The organism is Ideonella sp., assembly GCF_041914305.1.
Classification (GTDB): domain Bacteria; phylum Pseudomonadota; class Gammaproteobacteria; order Burkholderiales; family Burkholderiaceae_C; genus Ideonella.
The window spans coordinates 1-21,181 of the sequence record NZ_JAYSDQ010000012.1; the positions used below are offsets into that span (position 1 = coordinate 1).

A 21,181-nucleotide genomic window follows, 5' to 3' on the forward strand; every position below is an offset into this window, starting at 1 on the left:
AGAACGGGGACCTCCTAAGTCTCAGATGCAGGTTCGATTCCTGCCGGGGGCGCCAGTTGCATCTTGACGGGGCCGCTGGCCGGCGGCCCCGTCACCCCAACACATGCACTGAGCGCACCGCCATGCTGGGCTTCGTCAGGGCCAGGTCTTTCAGCTTGGTGGCGCTGAGCGTGATGTCACTGCCGACACGGATCACGGCCACCAGCAGCATCAGGCTGTCGTTGCGGGCGGTGCTGAGGTCGAGGTCGAAGCTGGCGATGCCGGGGTGCATGGCGTCCAGCGTCTGGCCTGTCAGGGTCAGCCGGTGGTTGACGTTGCCGCTGCCGAGCACGAACGACCAGCCGGCCGTCATCGCCTGGCTGGTCTTGCCGTCGGCTGAGTTCAGCACCTCGTTGACGGCCGCCGTCCAGGGCACCGGGTCGTTGAACCAGGTGGTGGTGTCGTTCCACTTGGCGGCGTTCTTGGTCTTCGGGTCGACCCACTTCAGCAGCGTCACCCGCACGTTGGCACCGTCTTGCGTGCTGGCGCCGCGGTGGTGCACAACGATGTCGACCTTGTGGGCGACGCGGGTCAGCGTACAGCTGGCCTGGCTGGCGCTGCCCTCGGCCAGCGGCAGCGCATAGTCGATCAGGTCGGCCTCGGTCGGCACGCCGGCGCCCCAGGGCTCGGCGGTGGCGTGCGGCGCCACCATGCTGAGGTTCCAGAAGGCCTTGTTGATGCTGACGGTGTTGGCCGGCGCGGGTGCGGGCAGCAGCGGCGCGCCGAGGTTGCGCAGCGCCTCGTTGAAGTAGCCGTCCCACTTGCCGGTCGGCAGCACCCGCGGGTCGTTGGTGCGGGCGCGCAGCGCGCTTTGAAAGCGGCGCAGCAGCTCGGGGTCGATGTTGGGCGTGGTGCGCGACCAGGGCAGCGTGGCCGGTGCGTTGCGCAGCACCGCGGGCCGGCGCGGCCTCACGTCGGGGCTGCCGTGCCACGAGCGGTCGGCGAGCAGGTCGCGCTGCTTCTCGACCGCGCGGTCGCGGTAGCGCAGGTCGTCGTCATGGGCGCGCAGGTAGGTCAGCGGCTGCAGCGTGGTCACGTCGAGCCGCAGCTCCCAAACCCCACGCGAGGCGATGCCGGCGCGCAGCAGCACGAGCGTGCCATCTTTGAAGATTTCCAGGTCTTCGACCGCCGCTTCGGGCAGGCCGTTGACGCGGCCGTTCCAGTCCCAGGTCGGCGGGTTGGCGCCGTGGTCGGTGCGCACGCCATGCCACACGCCCACCGTCGTGCCCACCCACACCTCGAGCGGGAAGTCGGGGTGGCAGACGATGGCCGTCACCGGCGCCGGCACGCCCTTCGGGTCGGTGCGCAGCTTGGTCGCGTGCCATTTGTCGGTGCCGTCGAACCAGTACAGCGTGTCGACATCGGCGCTGTCGAACTTGCCGACCGTGCCCAGGTACACCGCCCCCAGCGTGCCGCGCTGCACCGGCGGGTTGCCGGTCTCCAGGTTGACGGCCACATCGGTCCAGAACGGCGCGTCGTTCATCGACGGCGGCACCGGCGGGCGCTTCTTTTCCTTGCCGGTCGGCACCACGTCGGTCGGCCTCACCTCCTGCCAACCCCAGGTGCCGGGCGGGCCGCCGGCGTCGGAGTTGGCGGTGCGGGCATAACGCATCAGCTTGCGGGCACCCAGCACCCAGGCCACGTCGGGGCTTTGCCAGCGGCACACGGTGATCGGCATGCCGAAGCTGTCGAGCCCCTGGTTGCCGTGCGGCGCGAGCGTGCCGGAAGGCAGCGTGTACCACTTAGTGCCGAAGTCTTCGTTGTACCAAAGCCGGTGCGTGCCGATGATGACCTGGCGGATGTTCGGCGGCGCGTTGGGCGGCACGCCGCGTTGTTTGGCGATGGCCGCGCCTTCCGAATAGAAGGCCGCACCGTCGCGCTCGGCTGCGATCAACGGCAGGCCGAACAAGCTGTCGGACGAACTCCAGTTGCCGTTGAAGAACTGGCGGATGTAGCGGCGCATCAGCGTCGGGTCGATCATCACGCCGCCGCCGTCGCCATCGCCCTCGTGCCGCCACAGGTGGCCCGAATGGCGCGCGATCACACCGTTGTCCTGCAGGCCGGTGACGACGAAGCCTTCGCAGGTCGGGTGGCAGGCGATGTAGTTCGATTCGATCACCGCCAGCCCGTTGTTGGCGGCGTAGAAGCCGACCTGCTGGGTCGGGTGGTCCGAGCGGTAGACGCCGCCGTCGCTGGCGGCCCAGAGCCGGTTGCCGTTGTTGGAGAAGACGATGTCGTGCAGGTCGGCGTGCACCCCGGCGCCGATCATCGTCGACGCGGCCGGGAAGCCGAAGGTCCACGTCGGGCCGTTCTGCGCCACGTCGCCCATGATGACCGCGCCGTCGTCGGTGCCGGCGGTGTCTTTCAGCGGCACCCCGTCGGGCGACACCGCGGCAAAGGTGCTGCCGCCCAGCACCACCCGGTCGGGCAGCGTCGGGTGGGTGGCGATCGCGATGCAGTAAAAGCCGAAGCCCGCGCCCATGATGGCCGGCACGCCCGCGGTCACCGCGGTGGCGGTGGGCTTGGCGTTGGTCGCGCACGAGATGCGAAACAGGGCCGGCGGCGCCGCAGCGCCAGTGTCGTGCAGCAGGTAGAACTGGTTCGGCGCGGTCAGCGGGTCGCAGCGCGACAGCACCGCGCGGAACGGCCCGATCGCCGGCACCGCCAGGATCTGCTGGAACGCCGGGAACGGTGCCGTCGCCCCATCACGCACCCACAGCCCGGCCGAGGCACCGCCCTGCACCCAGACCCACAGCCGCTCGGGGCGGCTGCCGTCGCCCTTGGTCCACAGCACGTCGGCGCACTTGTCTTTCAGGGTGTCGAACGGCGCCTGCTGCACCTTCTGCCAGACACAGTCTTTGCCGCCACCGGCCGGCCGCTCGAACAGGCCCGCGGTGGTGGCCGCGACCACGCCGCTGCCCGAGGGCTGCAGCGCGATGCGGCACACACCTTCGTTGACCAGGTTGATGGCCTCGCGCACCCACGGGTCGTCGCTGGCCAGCGTCGGCTGGTTCTGCGCCACCAGCACGCCAATGCCCCCCTCGGACGAGCCGGGATCGCCTTGGAACGGGTGCGTGGTTTCGCCGGTGCCGAGGTAGACAGTGTCGGCCCCTTCGGCGCCGCCGAACGCGACCTCGATCGCACCGCAGGCGTTGCGCTGCGCCGGCCGCTTGACGCCGCCGGTGGGCGTGCTGGCGAAGCCACCGAGCGACTGCCACAGCTTGCCGCCGTTGCCGCTGTACCAGACACCGCCGTTGCCAGACGCGGCGTACAGCCGCTCGCCATCTTTGTGCACCGCCAGCATGTTGACGCGGCCGGCCACGCGCGTGGCGCCCACCGCCTGGCCACCCGTCACCGAGACCGGCCCGAGCGGCTGCCAGACGAACTCGGCGCCCACCACCGGCGCCTTCATCACGTGGCGGCCACTGCGCGCCGCCGGCGCGTGCGACTGCAGCGCCTTGCGGCCGGCCTCGCGCGCGCCGTCGGGGTCGAACTCGCGCCGCGCGCGGCGCACGAAACGGGCGCGCGCCGCCGGGTCGTCGCGCTCTTCTTCGCGTGGGGATGCGGGCCAGGCATAACGGCTCATGTCATTCCCCTTCCAATTGCTCCGGCGCCACCCGGATCCAACCCTCCCGGAACTCGGCCGGCGTGTCGGGCAGCAGCGCGGTCTGCGTGGCGGCCAGGATCGCGTCGGTGCGCCAGGTGGCGGGCGTGTCGCGCCAGAGAAAGTTCTGGTCCTTGCCGAAGACCGACACCTTCGGCAGCCGCACCTGGCCGTCTTTGGCCAGATCGGTCTCGACCAGCACCGGCCCCGTGCGCAGCGACGGCGCGATCTTCGCCAGCCCTGGCCCGACCCAGTCGCGCGCCAGCCCGAGCGACTTGCGCGGCAGCAGGCCCGAGCTGAGCGTGGCCTTGCCGGCCGGGTGCATCAGCAGCGTCAAGGTGACGGTCTGGTTCAGGTGCAGGTTCAGCGTGTCGTCGTCGTCCTTGCCGGCGATGTAGTCGTGCGTGATCGGCCGCGCCGCCGGCAGGCCGCCCGACTTGGCATACAGCCCCAACTGCCCGCGGCTGCGGCCGGCGTCGGTGGCGGCGCCGGCGATCGTCTTGTCGACCAGGCGAAAGCGCGAGTAGTCGTCGTCGACGAAGAAGCCGAGCAGGCCGTCGTCGCTGCGCGTGATCTCGCCGATGCGCACCGGGAACGCATAGGCCTGCGCCGCCTGCTCGGCCGCCGCCCACTCGGCCGCGCGGTCGGGGTTGCTGAGGTCCACGTCGTCGGCGGGCTTCAGCTCCAGCCGCAGCTGCGCGCGCACCACCGCAATCGGCCGACCGACCAGGCCGGCGACATGCTCGCTGCCTAACGCGGCAAAGGTGTCCACACTCCACAGCGTGGTGTCGATCGCCCGCAGCAGCGCCGACAGCGCCGATTCGCGGTTCTCGTCTTCGACATTGGCCGGCGCACCGGCGCGCGCGGTGGCATCGGCCGCCACCACACCGGCGGCGAAGCGGCCGAGCGCCAGCTGCTTCGGCTCCAGCCCATACAGCGGGCCGGCGTCGGCCGGGCCCGGGCGGCCGGCGGCGATCTCCCACATCACGCCGCCGCTGACCGGCTCGTGCAGCAGCTCGCCGATCGGCGAGCCGTCGACACCGAAGACCTCGAGGCTCTCGTCCAGGTGGTCGGGCATCACGAAGCCGGCCACCGGGTTGACCTGCAGCGCGGCCTCGATCTGGTCGACCCGCGCTTCGCTGCCCTCGCTGCCCACCGCGGTGGCCGAGTCGACCAGCCGCAGCAGCCAGCGCGCGGGCCGCAGCAGGCGGGGCGCCAGCTCCAGCGCACCGGGCCGCTCGGGCCGGGTCGAGCGGGTGGGCGTCAGCACCTGCTTCAGCGGCACATCGAGCGTGCGGCCGAAGGCGTCGAGGAGTCGGGCGCGGCTCAAGCTGACGCAGCCGGCCAGCACGCTGCGCGGCGCTGTCTCGGGCGCCGGGTGGCCGACACCGCCGCCGTTGCTGGGCCGGCGCAGGCCGTCGGTCGCCGCAAAGCCAAGCAGCTGGGTGCGCAGGCCGTCGAGCGCGGCGGTCACCACGTCGAGGTTGCGCACGGCCTCGTCGAGCACGCGCAGGGTCGCCTCGGTCTTCTCGTCGACCAGGCCGGCGCCCACGTCGTCCAGCGCGTCTTCGGCGTTGAGCCAGTCGGTGATCGCGTCGTGCAGCGTGTTGGCGGCGCCGGTGGTCAGCTGCGCGCGGCCGGTCAGCGCGACGCTGTCGCCGGTGATGTCGGGCGTGTTGGCGTCGAGGTCGACCGCGCCCAGGCGCCAGGCGTCCAGCGTCTGTGGGTCCAGGCCCTCGACCTTGACCTCCCATTCGAGCCACATCGGCACCCAGGGCTGGGCCCAGGTCGTCACGCCCACCAGGTCGGGGTCGGCGCCTTTGTAGAGCGAGAAACGCGCCATCTCGTCGGCCAGCATCGCCTGCTGCTGCCGCACGCCGGGCTCAATGGTGTTGGCCATCGCCTTGGCCTGCTTCATGCGCGCCGACTTGGTCTTGGCCAGCGTCGGGTGAAAGGCCACGGTGGTGCCGTCGTAGGTGCCGTCGGCGCCGAAGCGCATCACCGATTCGGCCTTCAGCCGCTGCAGCACCGAGGTGCGCACCTCGGCATTGGGCGACACCGCGTTGGCCACCCAGTCGTCGTGGTAGGGGTCGTGCAACACCAGCTCGCGCGCCAGCGTCAGCACCTCGGGCGGCACCGAGCCGTTGCCGATCGAGCGGACGAAGCGGTCCTTGGCAATCACGCCGGCGATCTCGTCGATCACATGCGTCGGCCAGCGGCAGGTCAGCTTGCCATCGGCCGAGCCGCGGCCGTCGCCGCCGTGGCGCAGGCTGCGCGACGCACCGCGCACCGCGACCATCGGCTCGGTCGGGAAGGTCCAGCGCGGCGCCGGCCGGTTGACCACACGCGACTCGGTCGGCGCCAGCACCTCGCCCACGCGCGAGCGCGCGGCGTCGCTCACCTGCAGCGCGGTGGCCTGCACCAGCGTGGGCTTGCCCTGGCTGGCGAACAGCGTCTGGCTGGCCAGGGTCTGCGCCCCGCCGCTGGCCTTGGCGGCCTTCGCGCCCTTGGCCTGCAGGGCCTTGGTCTGGGCAGCGAACTGCCCGGTTTGACTGACCATGCGGTCGCGGCCGAAGCTCAGGCCGCCGACGCCGCCGGTCTGCACACGCTGCAGGTAGCGGTCGGTGCCGGCCGAGCCCGAGGGCAGCGAGGCGAACGCGGCCGAGTGCTCGCGGTCTTCCAGCTCGGCCAGGCCGTCGGCCGAGTTCAGGCGGTTGACCTTCTGCGCGGTGAACGCCGCCAGCAGCCGCTCGGTCGCGCGGCGCTGGTCTTCGTTGGCCTGGGCCGGCGCGGCAAAGGCGGCCAGCAGGTCGTCGTCGTGGTGGCCCATCGCCACCGACACCGAAGCGGCCGACGGCCGGCGGTCGGCCAGCACCTCACCCTTGACCGGCACGCCATAGACGGCGCCATGCAGCAGCGACGAGCGCAGCTGCCAAGAGGGCGCGATGTAGCGGTGCGCGGCCTCGGACGCAAAGACCGAGTTGGCCTGCAGCACCGGCTGCTCGATGAAGGTCGACGCGATCGGCGTGAAGGCCGACACCTGCTGCGCCGCCTTGCGCAGGCCGATGTCCGGCGCCTGGAACGGCCGCGGGCTCGACCAGCGCTCGGCGGTCGTCAGGCCCAGCGCCTTGCGCAGGTCGAACTGGGCCTTCTGCTCCTGCAGCGCCCATTGCTCGTCGCCCCATTCGTAGAGCAGGCGCCAGCGCAGCCGGTCCAGCAGCTCGTGCAGGCTGGTGTTGCTGCGTGCGCTGTCCAGCGGGTCGAGCGCGGGGTCGCTCCACCAGCCGGCCACCAGGTAGGCGGCGCAGTTCTCGTCGACCCCCTTGGGCGCCAGCGCCGCCACGTCGGCCAGCGGGTCGTGGAAGGCGAAGCGGTTCAGCACCGCGTCGTAGCAGGCCGCCCAGCTGACCGAGCCGCCGACGGTGCCGGTCAGCTGCTCGCGCGTCAGCTCGGCACCGGCCGGCACCGCGCTTTGCGACGCACTGCCGCCTTCGGTCCAGCTGCCCAGCGGCACCGCCACCGCGCGGTCGGCCTCCAGCACCCAGCCGGTCAGCACGACCTCGGTGGCGCCCAGCGGCAGCATCAGCCGCAGCACGACCCAGCGGTCGGGCAGCAGTGGCAGGGTCAGGCGGTTGGCGCTGCCATCGGTGCGCTGCGCCAGTTGGCCACGCAGCAATGCGTCGGGCATGGCCCAGTGCAGGTGCACGCCGGCCGGGCGTGGCTGGCCCGCGGTGAACGGCGGCGGAAAGCCGTCCTCCGGTTTCTCGGCGACCTTGCCGTTTTCGCCGGCCAGCAGCATCGGCACGCGCACGAACGCTTCCTTGCCGCCGGGCGGCACGTACAGCGCTTGCACGTCGATCGGCACCATCAACCGCCGCTCGCGCAGCAGGTAGTCGTCCCAGGTGGCGAGCTCGCCCAGGTCGAGCGAGGCGCGATCGGCGGCGAGAAAACGCTTGTCGCGCAGCACGCTGCGCACGTCGATGTCGGGCAGCCGCATCGCCAACCCACCCGGCTGACGCACGAGGCTGCGGGGCTGGTCGACCTGGGCCTTGCTGGCGCGGGGTTTGCTCATGTCTGCGCCTTCTGCACGTAGGCGGCCACGGTGGCCTGCCAATCAGGCAGGGCGATCGAGGCCTGGAACGCATCGAGGTTGTAGAACTGCTTGCCCTCGGTGTCCGAGGGGTCACCGAAGACCTGGCGGAACGGGAAGCGCAGCATCTGCAACGCGAACTCGTTGGGCGCCAGGCTCGCGGCCTGCGGCGGGGCCTTGGCCGCCAGGCGCTTTTGCAGCTCGACCACGTCCAGCACGCCCGGCGCGTTCTTGCGGAAGGGCACCAGCACCGAGTTGTCGTTGGTGAAGGTGGCTTCGGGCGGCTCGGGGTTGCCGTTGACGTCGACCAGGTTGCCGGTGTTCTTGTCGCGGATGCGCACCTTGCGCTGGTTGCCGGGGCCCTTGGGGTCGATGCGCACGCCGAACTGGATGCCCTGGCGCGGCTCCTCGATGTGCACGACCGCCGGCACGCCGTCGAACAGCACCAGCAGCACGGCCGGCGCCAGCCGCTCCATGCGCAGCACCTTCATCCGCTCGGGGTTCGACTCGGCCTCGGTGGTCAGCGCGTCGTCCTTCACCACGTCGCGCGAATAGGCCCGCACATGCAGGTTGGGCCAGCCCGAGACGGCGCGCGAGCGCAGCAGGAAGCCGGTGATCGTGCCGCTGCCGGCCTTCAGCAACGCTTCACCGCGCGGCTGGCGGATCGTGCGCTCGGCCTCGTCGATCTCGGCCCGCAGCGTGGGGTACACCGCTTCGAGCTGCGTGCGGTCGGCGGTGGTGATGGTGCCCACACTCAAGGCGCCCTCCACCAGCGCGTCGGTCCAGTTGCGGTCGATGTAGAAGAAGCGGATCGACTCGATCGGCAGCAGCGACGCATCGGGCACCAGGTAGCTGAACGGCACGCCGTGCAACAGCCGCAGCCGCGACATGAAGCGGCGCAGTTCACCCGGCACCACATGCTCGCCATCGTCGGGGTCGCGGTCGGTCACCAGCTGCACGTACTGCTGCGCGGCAGCCACCGAGGCGTTCATCACCGTGACGGCATCGAGGTACTTCAGCATGGCGATCTCTCCACCGCGCGCGGCGCGGTCGGTGCTGCACCGGGGTGGGCGAGCGTCGGTGTCTTTCGATCGAGAACGCGCTCAACGTCGACCTCGCGGTGGGTGCTACCCGGTGGGGGCGATTTGTGCAGCGGCGAGAAGCGCAGGGCCGCGGTCGGCGCGCGCAGCGCGCATCGTGAACTGACTCGCGCAGCTGTCTGAGCGCAGTGAGCAAGGCGAACGAAGCGAGTTCTGCGCGCGACCGCGGCCCGAGCATCGCAGCGCAGTCGGCGCCCAGCGCCGACCGCGGAACCATGAGCCTCCGCCGGGTAGCACCCGCCGCGACGCGCCAACATCAGAAGCCTTCGCCAGTTCCGCAGCGTCATCTCAGTGCCCCTCGTCGGTGTTGGCATGGCGGGCCAGCAGGTCGTCGAGCGCATCTCGGGCCGGTGCGGCGGCCTTGGCGCTCGGCGCCTTGGCCCCCTTCATCCCGCCGCCCTTCATCACCGCCTTCGGTTGCTGCTGCTGGAACTTCTGCGGCGCCGCCACGTTCAGCACACCGGTCAAGGCCGCGTCGAGGTTCATCTGCAGGTCGGCCACCAGCTCTGGCGTCAGCCCTTGCGTCGGCGTGGCCACGGTGGCCGGTGTGCGGGCGATGGCGCCGAGCACGCCGACCTGGTCGGCCATCTTCATCACCGCCGCCAGATCGATGCCCAGGCCGGCCGCGATCACCGCGTCGAGGTCGCCGTCGACCTTCAGCTCGCGGCCCGGGTCGGCGATCGGGCGCCGCGGGCCCAGCATCGTTTCGGGGTTGACGCCCAGATCGTTCAAGAACTCCAGCGCCACGAAGCGGCCGAGGTCGATGCGCTGGTCGATCAGGTCGGGCAGCTTGTAGGGCATCAGCTGCGACAACAGCTGGTGCACGCGGCCGGCGCCGAACTGCTCGTTGCGAAAGCGCAGCAGCGCCGACACCACCGACAGCTGCGACAACGCGAGCAGGCGGCCGATCTCGAAGGCCGCCGCCAGCGCCAGGTCTTCGCGGCCATCGGGCACGACGCGGCGCAGCTGGTCGGACGCATGGGCCAGAAGTGGTTTGCCGGCCTGCGTAACCGGGTCGCGCTTCATCGGGAACGGCACCATCGGCCCGCGGTACCAGGCGCGCGACGCGTCGCCGCGGCGGGTGCGGTGGTCCAGCCCGATGTGGCCGGTCTCGACCACCTCGGGCGGTGCCTTGGCCGGTGGCGGCTTCTTCGGGTCGGGCTCGGGCAAGGTGCCGAGCAGGCCCACGTCGAGCTGCTGCATCAGCTTCTCGAAGGTGGCGCCTTCGCTGGTCGTGAACGACCAGTGCGCCAGCACCGGGAAGCGATAGACCTTTTCGAGCGCGAAGGCCGAGATCGGCAGCCGGAAGCCCGAGGCCATCGTGTCGCGCACCAGGCGTTTGGCGTCGGGGTCGCGCGCGGCCACGGCCACCTGCTCGGTGATCTGGGCCCACTGGTTGGCGTAGGCCGTCTGCTGCATCGCGGCGGCGCCGTTCAGCGTCGCCCCTGCCGTCGGTAGGCTCGAAGCGATCGGCAGCTGCGCGACCTGCTTGGCCGCCTTGGGCCGGTTGCGGCCGGCGGCGTGCATCTGCGCTTCGGCCTGCGGCAGCACCACGTTGCCGATGTCGATGCCGCCCATCGCACGCGGGTCGATGCCGATGCGCGGGTCCATCGTCGCGAGCACCGTCCAGTCCTGCGCCAGCTCGAAATGGAAGTCGTCACCCGGCGGCGGCGGCTTGGCCAGGTTCTCGAGCTGGCCTTCGATGTTGAGCAGGCAGGCCATGTAGCGCACCGGCTTGTTGTTCGCGTCGTCGAACACCGGCAGGCGGTTGGCCAGCACCACTGCGAGCCAGCCGTCGTCGTCGCCGTTGGCCAGCTCGGTGTCGTTGACGTCGACCTCGCGCACGTGGGTCAGGAACGGCAGGTCTTCTTTCTTCGGGAAGATCTTGTTGACCACCGTCTGCGTCACCGCGAGGTACACCGCCTGCTCGGTGTCCTTGTCGCTCGGGTCGAGCAGCTTGGTGTCGGGCGTCACGCAGTTGGCCACCGGCGTCGCGGTCGACAGCTCGGCCTCGCCCTCGGCCACCACCACCAGCGCCAGCCACGGCGTGCCCTGCGGCGACGGCTCTGAGTTGCCCTCGGGGTTGCGCTCCCACGGCAGCGTGCGCCGCTTCAGCACGATCTGCGGCAGCCGGTCGCCGAACGCCCCGTCGGCATTGGCTGGCGGAAAGCTCGACAGTATCTGCTCGGTCGGCATCACATAACGCGGCGAGCTGACGGTGATGTGGGTGTGCTCCGGCGCCACGGGGAACGGCACGCCGGTCTGCTCGCTGACCAGGTCGTACTTGCCCGCGGTGACCCGCGGCACGACGTTGCTGTGCAGCACGAAATAGCCGGTCTTGGGCATCAGCGGGACCCTCCTTCACTCTTCTTGCGCGGTGCCCGGGAAGGCGCGGCGGCGCCCGCCGCCACCGGGTGACGGCCCATCGCCTTGGCCTGCGCCAGCTTGCGCTGGCCGTCGGTGCGGGTCGGCCCTTGCCACTGCAGCTGGCTGGCCGGCCCACCGGCCGTGCCTTGGGCGAAGGGTTGCAGCACCGCATCGAGCCCGCGGGCCGAGATCAGCGCGATCGCGCCCTTGGCATCGAGCTGCGCCGAGCCCATCACGCCGACCAGCGACCAGCCCTCGTCGCTGGCGATCGTCACCACCACCGGGCGGTCGCCCTGCGGCACGATCTCGTAGGCCAGCACGCTGCGGTTTTCCATCGCCAGCAGCTGCGGCGCGCGCTCGCGGCCCGCCGCGTCGCGCAGGCGCTCGGCCCCGTCGAGCCCCAGCAGCAGCTGCCGCCCACCGACCTCGTTGCCGAAAGCTGCCGGGTCGTCCAACACCACGACGACCACGTTCGGCGCTTCGCTGAAGGTGGTGGTCACCGTGCTGACGCCACGCGCCAGCTCGGCCCCATTGACCCAGCCGCCGTCGCGCCGCTCGCGGTGCAGCTTCAGCGACGGGCCCTGGCTTTGCATCACGCAGCCCGGGCCGATCGCCGCCGACCAGCCGACATACGGCATCTGCAGCCCGGCGTGCCAGCCGGCCAGGCCGGCCGGTGCGGCGTTGAGGTCGCCCTGGCCCATGCCGGCGCCCTGGGCCACCGCGACGATGCGCTCGGCACCCTGCGCGATCTCGAGGCTGGCCGGGTTCGGCTTGTCACCGCCGACCAGGCGATCGGCCATCAGGTTGCCGCCGTGGCTGAGCACCACGACGCGCGCCGCCGCCCCCAGCACCGCCAGCTGCGGCCGCTTGACGCCGTCGAGCGCCGCATCGGCCTTCGCATTCGGCAGCTTCAGCACCACCACCTGGCCCGGCGTCAGCACCGCCCCGGCGCTGCCCTCGGCCCGCGCCGCCTTGCTGCGTGTGCGGCCCAGGCCCTGCTGGCCCAGCAGGCCGGCCGAGAAGTCGCCCAGCGGCTCGCTGCCGCCGGCCCCCGGCCGCGCCACGATCGCCGGCGCGGCGTGCGCCACCGCGGTGGGTGGCAGCGCCCCCACACCGAGCACGGTGCGGGTGCGGCCGGTGGTCATCGCCGGCGTGTCGGCGATCGTCAGCCGCGCGGCGATCGAGTGGCTGGCCTGCGCCTCGACCGAGGCGATGGTCGGCGGTGCCACGCGCCAGGCGCGGGCCGAGTCGCGCACCGTGGTGCGGGCCGGCGGCGCGACCCGCAAGCCGGTGCTGACACCGGACAGCAGGCCCACCGCCAGCGGCGGGTCGATGAAGTGGTCGTAGACCTTGCCCGGCGGGCGCTGCCCGATGCCGGGGATGGTGGTCAGCGCGCTGTCGTCCAGCCCTTCGGTCAGCGTGCCCAGCAGCGGTGGTGCCTGGCGCTCGCCGCGCAGCGAAGCCAGCAGCGTCGGCGTGGCCGTGTCGGCCATGAAGATGCCGGCGTGGTGGAACGCGGCGCTGACGGTGTCGGGCGGCGTCACCAGGTCGGTCACGGCCTTGGCCTGGGCCTTGACCTTGGCTGCGTCGATCGCCCGGCGGGTGAACGGCAGCGGCTGGCGCGGGCCGGTCTCGACCTGGTAGTAGGCGATCTCGGGGCCGGGCGCCGACGGCGTCGCGGTCGAGACGAAGTCGAGCTCGCACAGGGCCTCGATCATGTCGCCCTTGGGCACCTTGCGGTTGTGCGGGTCTTGCGGCTTGCCCCAGACACCGGCCGGGAACCGGCCATGCGGCCGCGCGGTGACAACGAACGGGAAGGTCTCGGTCGCGCCGTTGCGCTGCCAGGTCAGCTTGATCTCGGGCTCGATCGTCGCGACCTTCATCGGCGCCACCGCCAGCGCGGTGCTGGGCGCGTGGTTGGTGACCGCGCCGGCACCGGCGTTGACGCGGTTCACGCGCACCGCGGGCACGGTGCTGGTGAAGGTCAGGCCGAACTCGGCCACCACGACGAAGGGCTTGTCGACCGAGCCGTCGGGCGTCGCGTCCTGCCCCTTGGCCGAGGGCTGCGCACCGAACGAGGTCATCAGCGCATGCGCATCGGCCGCCGTGGCGTCGCCCGCATCGAGGTACTTGGTGATGAAGGCCTGCGCGGCGATGCCGTTTTCGGACGACTTGTCGGAGCCGCCGAACTCGACCGTCAGCTCGACCGGGCCGATCTCGAAAGTGACCTTGCCGTGGAAGTCGGGCCCGCTGACATCGATGCGGGCGCCCAGGCTGATCGAGATCGTGATCTCGCCGAAGATCCAGGTGTCGATCGTGATGCCCGCGGCGATGCGGGCGTAGGCGTCGACCTGGTAGTGGAAGGGGTCGAAGTAGACGATGCCGTTGGCGCCGAACTTGACCTCGGCCCAGGCCGGGCCGAAATGCGCCGAGGCCTCGAAATCGCCACCGGCCATCAAGGCCTCGGAGGTGAGTGCGAAGTAGCTGCCGGACTTGATGACGATGTAGTCGCCGATGCTCCAGCGCAGGCCCAGGCGTGGCACGACCGGGTAGCCGTCGCGGTGGAAGTCGGGGTGGTAGCCGCCCAGCGTCAGCACGAACTCGCCGGCATGCTCGCCCTTGAACCAGATCACGTAGGCGAAGCCGCCGGTGAGCTTGACATCGGGGTACAGCAGCCACGAGTTGTCGGTCAGCTGGCCCTGAACCCACAGCACGCCTTCGCTGCTGGAAAAGCGCACCAGCAGCGCCAGCTCGATCGAGACCAGCGCGACCTGCGGCCGCGGCAGCGCCATGCGCGCCAGGCCGAGCAGGTTGATGTCCAGCCCGTCGCCGATCTGGATGCCGAGCACCGCGATGCCGTCAACCAGTGCGAAGCTGTTGAACGACACGCCGGCGGCGAACCAGAAGGTGCCCTTCTGCATCGGGAAGTACGCGCCCAGCGCCCGCAGCTGGGTCATCGGGTCTTGCGGGCTGGCGGCGATGTCCAGCGCCTGGATCAGTGGGTAGTCGCCGAAGTTCGACAGCTCGGTCGGCACGACCAGCTTGCGGTTGATGCCCAGCCCGCCGCCGATGCCGGTGAGGAAGAAGGCCGGCGGCCCGCCGATCGGGCCGATGATCGCGCCGACCGCGAAGAAGGCGGTGAACTTCTGGCCGTTGTCGTTGCCCTCGCCGTAGCCGCCGTAGATGGTCAGCCCGTAGACGCCGAAGCGGCCGAGCAGCATGCCCAGGTATTCGATGCCGGCCGGCGTGGTCTGCTTCAGCAGGCCACCGGCGATCTGCACGCCGGCCATGTCGGCCGAGACGGCCAGGCCGGCCAGGTCGACGCGCCAGTTGTCGGCGTTGAAGAAGTCGCCGTCGGTCAGCAGGTAGGTGATCTGCAGGTCGTCGACCGTGCAGGTCAGGCCGAACATCGAGACCGAGCCGTCCATCAGCAGCGAGATGCGCTCGAGCTTGCCGCTGACCTCGGTCGCGCCGAAGCCGATCTGCTCAAGGTACAGCGGGCCGAAGCCCTTCTGGATCGCGATCCACCACGGGCCCGGCGGGTCGCCAGCGCGCAGCGTGACGGCGACCGCGCCGCCGTTGTGCACCTGGATCGCCAGGGCCGGCGAGAACGCGGGCTTGGGCGGCGTCGGGCCGGTGTCCTTCATCACGCCTTGCGCGATGCCGTTGTCGCCCTTGGCGCCGCCGGCCGAGACCGCGAGGTTGCTGAACTGCAGCTGCACGCCACCGCTCTTGGCGCCGCCGCCGTCGATGGCGGCATAGGCATGCAGCGCGATCGAATCGAGCGACAGGCCGATGTCGAGCAGCGGGCCCGAGTTCTTGCCCACGCGCAGACCCAGGCCGTTGACGACCAGGCTGGGCTTGAACGCCAGCGGCAGCGTGCCCGGCAGGAAGCCGACGAACAGGCCGCCATCACCCGGCGGGTTCGGCGTGATCCACGAGTCGTCGTTCTCGAGCCAGAGCATCACGTCGCCGGTGACGAGCGGGAAGCGGCCATCGACGCCGACCTGCACGCCGATCACGTTGTCGATCTTCAGGAAGGCAACGGTGAAGGCGTCGATCTTGATCTCGATGCCGGCGCCGGCGAGGTTCGAGAACAGCTTGTGGATGCGCGCCAGCAGTGTGGCGGGGTCGAACAGGCCGGCGATCAGCGCCTGCGGGTCGGCCACGTCGGCCAGCACCACGCCGCGCAGCAGGTTGCGCACGTCGATGTCGCCGACGGGGCTGTCGAGCAGGTCTTGCACCGGCTGCTGCGCCATCGCGACCGCGGCGACCAGGTCGGCCACCACCTCGACGATGCGCAGCGCGACCTTCAGTGGGTCGGGGTCGTCGCTGCCGCTGCCCACCAGCCCGTCGCTCGACACCAGCGCCACCGCGTGGGTGTCCAGCAGCCAGCGCAGCGCGAAGCGATGCGTGTCGTCGAGCGCCATGCCGAGCGCCACGCGGCGCCCGCCGGCCGGGTTGCTGCCCGCGGCCACCGTGATGAACGGCCGCAGGATCACGCCGCCGGCATCGATCACCATCGGGCCGGCGGTGGCGCTGAGCTCCTTCAGCCCGGCGGCGTTCAGCGCCAGCGTGAAGCTCAGCGCGTCGAGCCCCGGCACCGGCACGTCGTGGCCAGCGAGTGTGACGGTGCCGTCGGACGCCGTCCACGACAGCGTGAATTCGCTGATCGTCACGTGCAGCTCGTCGTCGCTGCCGGTCACGGTGATGCCCGCGGGCAGCAGCGTGTCGAGCAGCGGCGCGATCGTGTCCAGCCCGGTCTGCGCGATCGACAAGGCCGCGCCTTCCAACGCGCCGACCGGGTTGGCGGCGAACTGCTGCAGCTTGGCGCCGTCGAAGGCCGGCGTGTTGTTGCGCAGGTTCAGCGCGTCGCCCACCTTGGCCACCAGCGGGCCGGTGGGCGATGGCAGCGCGGCCAATTGGTCGAGCAGGAAGGGCAAGGCCGCTTCGGCCGCCGCGGCGAGCGCGCCCAGGCCGGAGAACGGCACGAGCGAAATGTCCGGCCCGCTGGCCGGGCGCACGAAGACCTGCAGCCCGCTGTTCGACAGCAGCGCGTGGACGGCCTGCTTGCCGGCCGGCGCGCCGGTCAGCCCGACATGCGCGGCCACGCCCACCACCGGCGGGCCCGAGGGGCCGACCGTCAGCGTTGCGCCCAGGCCGGCGGCGAGACGGCCGGTGATGCCGTTCGGCGCAGCCCAGCCGCTGGGGTCGACATCCAGCGTCAGCCGCGCGCCGGGGCCGGCCGCGACGACGCTGAGCGACACGCCGGTGGCCAGCGCGATCGGCGTGCCGGGCGCGCCGGCGATGCCGAGCAGCGGCCGCATCGCGTCGAACAGGCCCTGGATCTTGCCCGGGTTGGCGGCCAGCGAGTCGGCGCTGCGCAGCCAGCCGGCGGGGTCGGCCAGCAGGCCGGCGAGCGGGCGCAGCGCACGGTCGGTGTCGCCGGCCAGGCCGCGCAGCAGGCCGAGTGCGTCGAGCAGCGCGTCGATGATCGGGCGGGCGCTGTCGTCGGCACGGCGCATCAGCTCGAGCGCGGCGTGGCCGCCGAGGCTGGGCGCCGCCTTGGCGATCGCGCGGGCCAGCGCCATGGCGTCTGGCGCGGGCCACAGCGGGATCGTGTCGGCCCCGCCGCTGGCCTGTTGCCACAGCAAGGTGACGGTAAACGGGTCGAGGTCGACCAGCAGCTGCAGGTTGCCGGTGGTCGGCAGCGGCGTGGACGGGCCGAAGCGCAGCTGGCCGGTCAGGCCCGCCGTGGTGGCCAGCACATCGGCCTGCCAGCCGAAGCGGCCGAGTCCGTCGCCGCCGCCTTGAAGGTGCACGCTTTGCGCCGCGAGGTTGACGCTGGCGCCCAGCGGGCCGAGCAGCGCGCTGATCGCCGATGACAACGCCGCCTGCTGCTGCGCCAGGCGTTGCCGCAGCAGGCCGCCTGCGTCGTGGACGAAGGTGTCGACCGCATCGCCGATCAGGCTGCCGTCGGGCGCCACCAGGCCGAGCGCGGCCCACAGCGAACGCAGCGCGAGCGACGCGGTGCCGGCGGCGTCGGCCGTCAGGCGCTGCGCGGCGGCAGCGAGGATGCTGCGCGCCTCGGGCAGCAGCGGCAGCGCGTCGTCGGTGTTGCCGATCAGCAGGCGTTCCCACGACTGGTCGAAGAAGCGTGCGTCGTGCAGCGTGAGGCGGGTCTGGCCATGGTCGGCGCCGTCGAGCTTGAGCAGCAGCTCGGCGCTGAGCATGCGCAGTTCGAGCTCGGGGGTGGACGCGAGCCAGCCGCTGCGGTCGCTCAGCTTCAGCCGCGTGCGCAGCGTGGGCGTGGTGTCGATGCCGTCGTCGAGGTCGTAGGCGAACAGCGTCAGCCGCGCTTCGCCGCGGATCTTCAGGCTGCCGTTGGCGGTGGGGGCGATCGGCAGCAGCAGGCCGGCCTGCACGCCGCTGGGCTCGGGCAGCGGCATGGTCGCGCGTTCGCGGGCCCGCTCGGCCAGGCCGGCGGCCACGATCGCGGTGGTGGCCCGCGCCACCTGGTCGGCGGTGACGGTGCCGAAGACCGCGGTGATGGCCAGGCCGGCGCGCGCCGCGGCCGGCGGCACCATCGGCGGGCGCAGGTCGGCGCCGGGGTCGGCCAGCGCGCTGAGCTCCATCATCGCGCCGACCAGCGCACGGCCGAGCGCGAGGTCTTCGTCGTCGGCCAGCGTGTCGGGGTCGCTGGTGTCCACCGGGGCCGGCAGCAGGCGGTGCAGCAGGCGCAGCGCGTCGGCGGTCGGCTGGGTGGTCAGTGCAGTCAGCGAGATAGGGCCGAGCGGGGTGCCGAGCGTGATCAGGTCGGTGACCGCCGCCTGCGCTTGCGCCGCCAGACGGGCCGCGTGGCCGGCGCCGGCGAGCGCGACCAGCACGATGTCGTTGCTGACGCTGGCCAACACATCGAGCACGCGAGCCAGGCGCGCGGCCTGCTCGGGCGTGCCGTCGGTGGCGCTGCCGGCGAGCTTGCACGCCGCGCGGGTGCCCAACCGCAACAGCCACGCGCCGGTGGCCGGCGTGGGCGCGGTGAACATGCTCGCGTCCAGGCCCGCGGTGCTCAGGTCGACCAGATGGTCGGCGGGCAGGCCGGTGGCCCACACATCGGCCGCGGCGTCGCCTTGCAGGGCCACGTAGACCACCGTGCCGGGCACGCGGCCGGTCAGGTCTTGCAGATCGAGCCGGGCCGGCAGTTGGCCCACCGCGAGGCCGGCGCGGTCGATCAGCGCATCGGCCGGCGTGACCGCCGGCGGCAACACGCGGCCGTCACCGCCGACCCAGCGCTCGGCCAGCGCGGCCAGGCCACCGGCCAGGTCACGCCCATCGACCAGCGCGTTGACGTCGTCGGCCACTTCGCTTTCAGCCGACAACGCCAGCGCCAGCACGTCGGCAGACAGGCCGGGCTCGCCCGGCCGCCAGCGTTGCAGTGCCGGCGGCGCGGCCACCAGCCGCGGCTCCAGCCCTTGCGGCGGGAACCAGACCGCAACCTCGGGCAGGCCATCGGCCAGCGCCAGGCGGTAGGGGTCGTCCGGGTGGCCGGTGCCCTGGATCAAGCCGCGGTTCGCGCCCGCCCCTCGGAACAGGTCGGCCAGCAGCGACAAGGCTTCGGGGCCGAGCTCGCTCATCGCCAGCTGCGGCAGCCACAGGGCCAGCGCCGCAGCGGGGTCGTCGATCAGGTCGGCCAGCGGCAGGCGGGCGCCGCGGTCGTCGCCGGGGGTCGGCACCTCGGCCGTCCAGCCGAGCGCGGCGACGAACTGGCCGAAGAAACCGCCGGCGAGTTCACCGAGGTAACCGACGAGCGACTCGACGCCGCTCCACGCCTCGGGCGGCAGGGTGACGCTGCCATCGGCCGCGATGACCGGCAAGGCCACCGGCAGGCTCAGGTTGCCTTGGCGCAGCGTGAGGTTCGGTGCGTCCAGCGATGCCGACAGGCCGCTGCCCGGCGCCCAGGCCAGGCCCAGGCCGACGCCGCTGGCGGTGAGCGCGATCGCATCACCCAGCGCGAGCGTCACCCGCGGCGGGTCGACGCCGCGCTCGCGGGCGCTGATGCGGCCTTCGACACCGGGCATCAGCACCGCCGTCTTCGCGGCCAGGTCGATGCGGGCCAGCGTGGCGGCCAGACGCATGTCGACCACCGTGCAGCGCTGGCCGAGCGAATCGACGCTGGTCGCGATGGCGGCGTTGACGGCGAGTGTGCTGCCGGTGGCGGCGAATTCGAGTTCGAGCGGGCCGATCAGCGGCACGCGCCACGGGTCCAGCGCGGTGCCGGTACCGTGGATGATGGCGACCGCTTCGCTCGCATCGGCCAGCGCGTCGCGCAGCGCTTCGAGCACCTCGGTCATCGCGGCCGGCGGTGCGGCCAGCAGGGCCTGCCAGTAGCCCGCGGCGGCGGCCAGCGGGTCGCTCATCAGCGCGCTGACCGAGACCGCCGGCACGCCGTTCGGCGCGTCCAGCCCGAGCAGCAGCCGCACGACGTCGAGCGCGTCGCCGCAGCCGGCGAGCAGCTGGTCGAGCACGTCGCCCACGGTGTTGCCGACCGCATCCATCACCGCGTCGGGCGAGGTCAGGTCGAGCGTCGGGTAGCTGTGCGCGCCGAGCGTCACCGCATCGGCGGCGAGCACGAAGTTCAGCCGCCGCTGGGCGTCGATGCCGAAGCCCAGGCGCAGCGTGTCGGCCCGCACCACGGTCGGGTTGGTCACGTCGATCACGCGGTGACCGACCGTGCCGCGGCCCACTGCCGCCCAGGCGCCGATGGAGGGCAGCGCCTGCGCCGCGCCGGTCTCCAGGTCGATGCGGAACAGCGCGGCCTGCGCCTCGACGCGCGCGTCGTCGTTGCCGAGCGAGACGGCCAGCGTCGGCGTCAGCGTGGTGTGGCCCGACGGGCCGCTGCCGACCTGCAGGCCCAGCGTCAGCTCGGCCGCGCCGCCGAGGTCGAAATCGACGCTCGCGCCAGCGGCCGTGCCGCCGAGCAAGGTGGCCAGGTGGCCGACCCAGTCGTTCAGCTGCGCCGGCGTCGTCAGGATGCCGTGCACCCAGTCGGCCAGCGCCTGCACGCCCTGCGTGGGCAGTTGCGTGATCGGGAAGTCGGGCACCGCGTCGCCGCTGCGCAGGCCCAGCAGCCCGCCGACGGCGGCGATCAGCGAGTTGCCGGCGGCGGCGTCGGCCTGGGCCTTGACCAGCGACAGGATCAGGTCGAGCAGCGCGTCGTCGAGTTCGTCCAGGCCATCGGCGGCCACGCGCAGGTCGCGCGGCTGCTGCGCCCCGGGCAGCTGGAAGCCGGTGAGCGCGAGGCCGAAGACGGGGCCCTTGGGGTCGGTGCCGAGCGTCGGCAGGTCGACATCGAGGCCGATCGCGCCCAGGCGCGCCTGGCCCGGCACCGGTGCGCCGCTGTCGACCGTGATGTCGGTGGCGATGCGGATGCGCCCGCCCGCGCTGCCCAGCAGCAACGGGTTGCTGACGTTCGGCCCGCCATCCCGGTGGGCCAGGAACAGCGGGATCGACAACGAGGTCGACGAGTCCGGCCCGCTGGTGCGCACCGCGATGCCCAGGCCGATGTGCAGGCCGGCGGCGGGTGATTCGTCGACCGTCACCGCGACCAGCAGGTCGGGGTCGTCGAGCTGCACGATCGGCAGCCAGATCACGCCGCGCGGGTCGGTGGTGCGGTCGGCACCGCCCAGGGCCTCGTCGACGAAGGCGATCAGCGCCTCGCGCTGGCCCTCTTTGGCCAGCATGTTCTTCAGCGACTCTTCGGGGTGGCCGAACCAGTCGCCGTTGGGTTGGCCGTCAGCGTCGAAGACCCCCAGCGCCACGGCCAGGTTGCCCAGAACGCCCAACTCCTCTTTGGACATCCCGCTCATGGCTGGCACTCCGTGTTGGGGCGACGCTGAATAAGTCCCCGCGAGGCTGCGCGCCCTGGTTTGGGATGGGCTGCAAGGCGCAAACCACAGCCATAGCTCGTGCTATGGCGCGGAT

Annotated in this window: 5 protein-coding genes; all 5 read right to left on the minus strand. The window is 72.1% G+C overall.

What is annotated here, in order from left to right:
• Positions 1–91: 91 nt before the first annotated feature.
• Positions 92–3,625: a hypothetical protein gene (locus ACE3SG_RS16280; protein WP_374566685.1), complete on the minus strand. Its 3,534-nt coding sequence runs from the start codon at positions 3,623–3,625 to the stop codon at positions 92–94.
• Between the two features lies 1 nt (position 3,626).
• Positions 3,627–7,715, minus strand: coding sequence for a hypothetical protein (locus ACE3SG_RS16285; protein WP_374566687.1), 4,089 nt, complete (start codon positions 7,713–7,715; stop codon positions 3,627–3,629).
• Positions 7,712–8,755 (minus strand): hypothetical protein, encoded by a 1,044-nt coding sequence (locus tag ACE3SG_RS16290; protein ID WP_374566689.1) that lies wholly within the window; start codon positions 8,753–8,755, stop codon positions 7,712–7,714. Before ACE3SG_RS16290 ends, ACE3SG_RS16285 begins: the two co-directional genes overlap by 4 nt.
• A 366-nt stretch (positions 8,756–9,121) precedes the next feature.
• Positions 9,122–11,179, minus strand: a complete 2,058-nt coding sequence (locus tag ACE3SG_RS16295) for a hypothetical protein (RefSeq protein ID WP_374566690.1) — start codon at positions 11,177–11,179, stop codon at positions 9,122–9,124.
• Positions 11,179–21,066 (minus strand): DUF6603 domain-containing protein, encoded by a 9,888-nt coding sequence (locus ACE3SG_RS16300; RefSeq protein ID WP_374566692.1) that lies wholly within the window; start codon positions 21,064–21,066, stop codon positions 11,179–11,181. Before ACE3SG_RS16300 ends, ACE3SG_RS16295 begins: the two co-directional genes overlap by 1 nt.
• Between the last annotated feature and the right edge of the window lie 115 nt (positions 21,067–21,181).

Excerpts from the sequence above, each read along its gene's own strand:
- ACE3SG_RS16280 (WP_374566685.1), bottom strand. The coding sequence starts at position 3,625 with ATGAGCCGTTATGCCTGGCCCGCATCCCCACGCGAAGAAGAGCGCGAC.
- ACE3SG_RS16285 (WP_374566687.1), bottom strand. The coding sequence starts at position 7,715 with ATGAGCAAACCCCGCGCCAGCAAGGCCCAGGTCGACCAGCCCCGCAGC.
- ACE3SG_RS16290 (WP_374566689.1), bottom strand. The coding sequence starts at position 8,755 with ATGCTGAAGTACCTCGATGCCGTCACGGTGATGAACGCCTCGGTGGCT.
- ACE3SG_RS16295 (WP_374566690.1), bottom strand. The coding sequence starts at position 11,179 with ATGCCCAAGACCGGCTATTTCGTGCTGCACAGCAACGTCGTGCCGCGG.
- ACE3SG_RS16300 (WP_374566692.1), bottom strand. The coding sequence starts at position 21,066 with ATGAGCGGGATGTCCAAAGAGGAGTTGGGCGTTCTGGGCAACCTGGCC.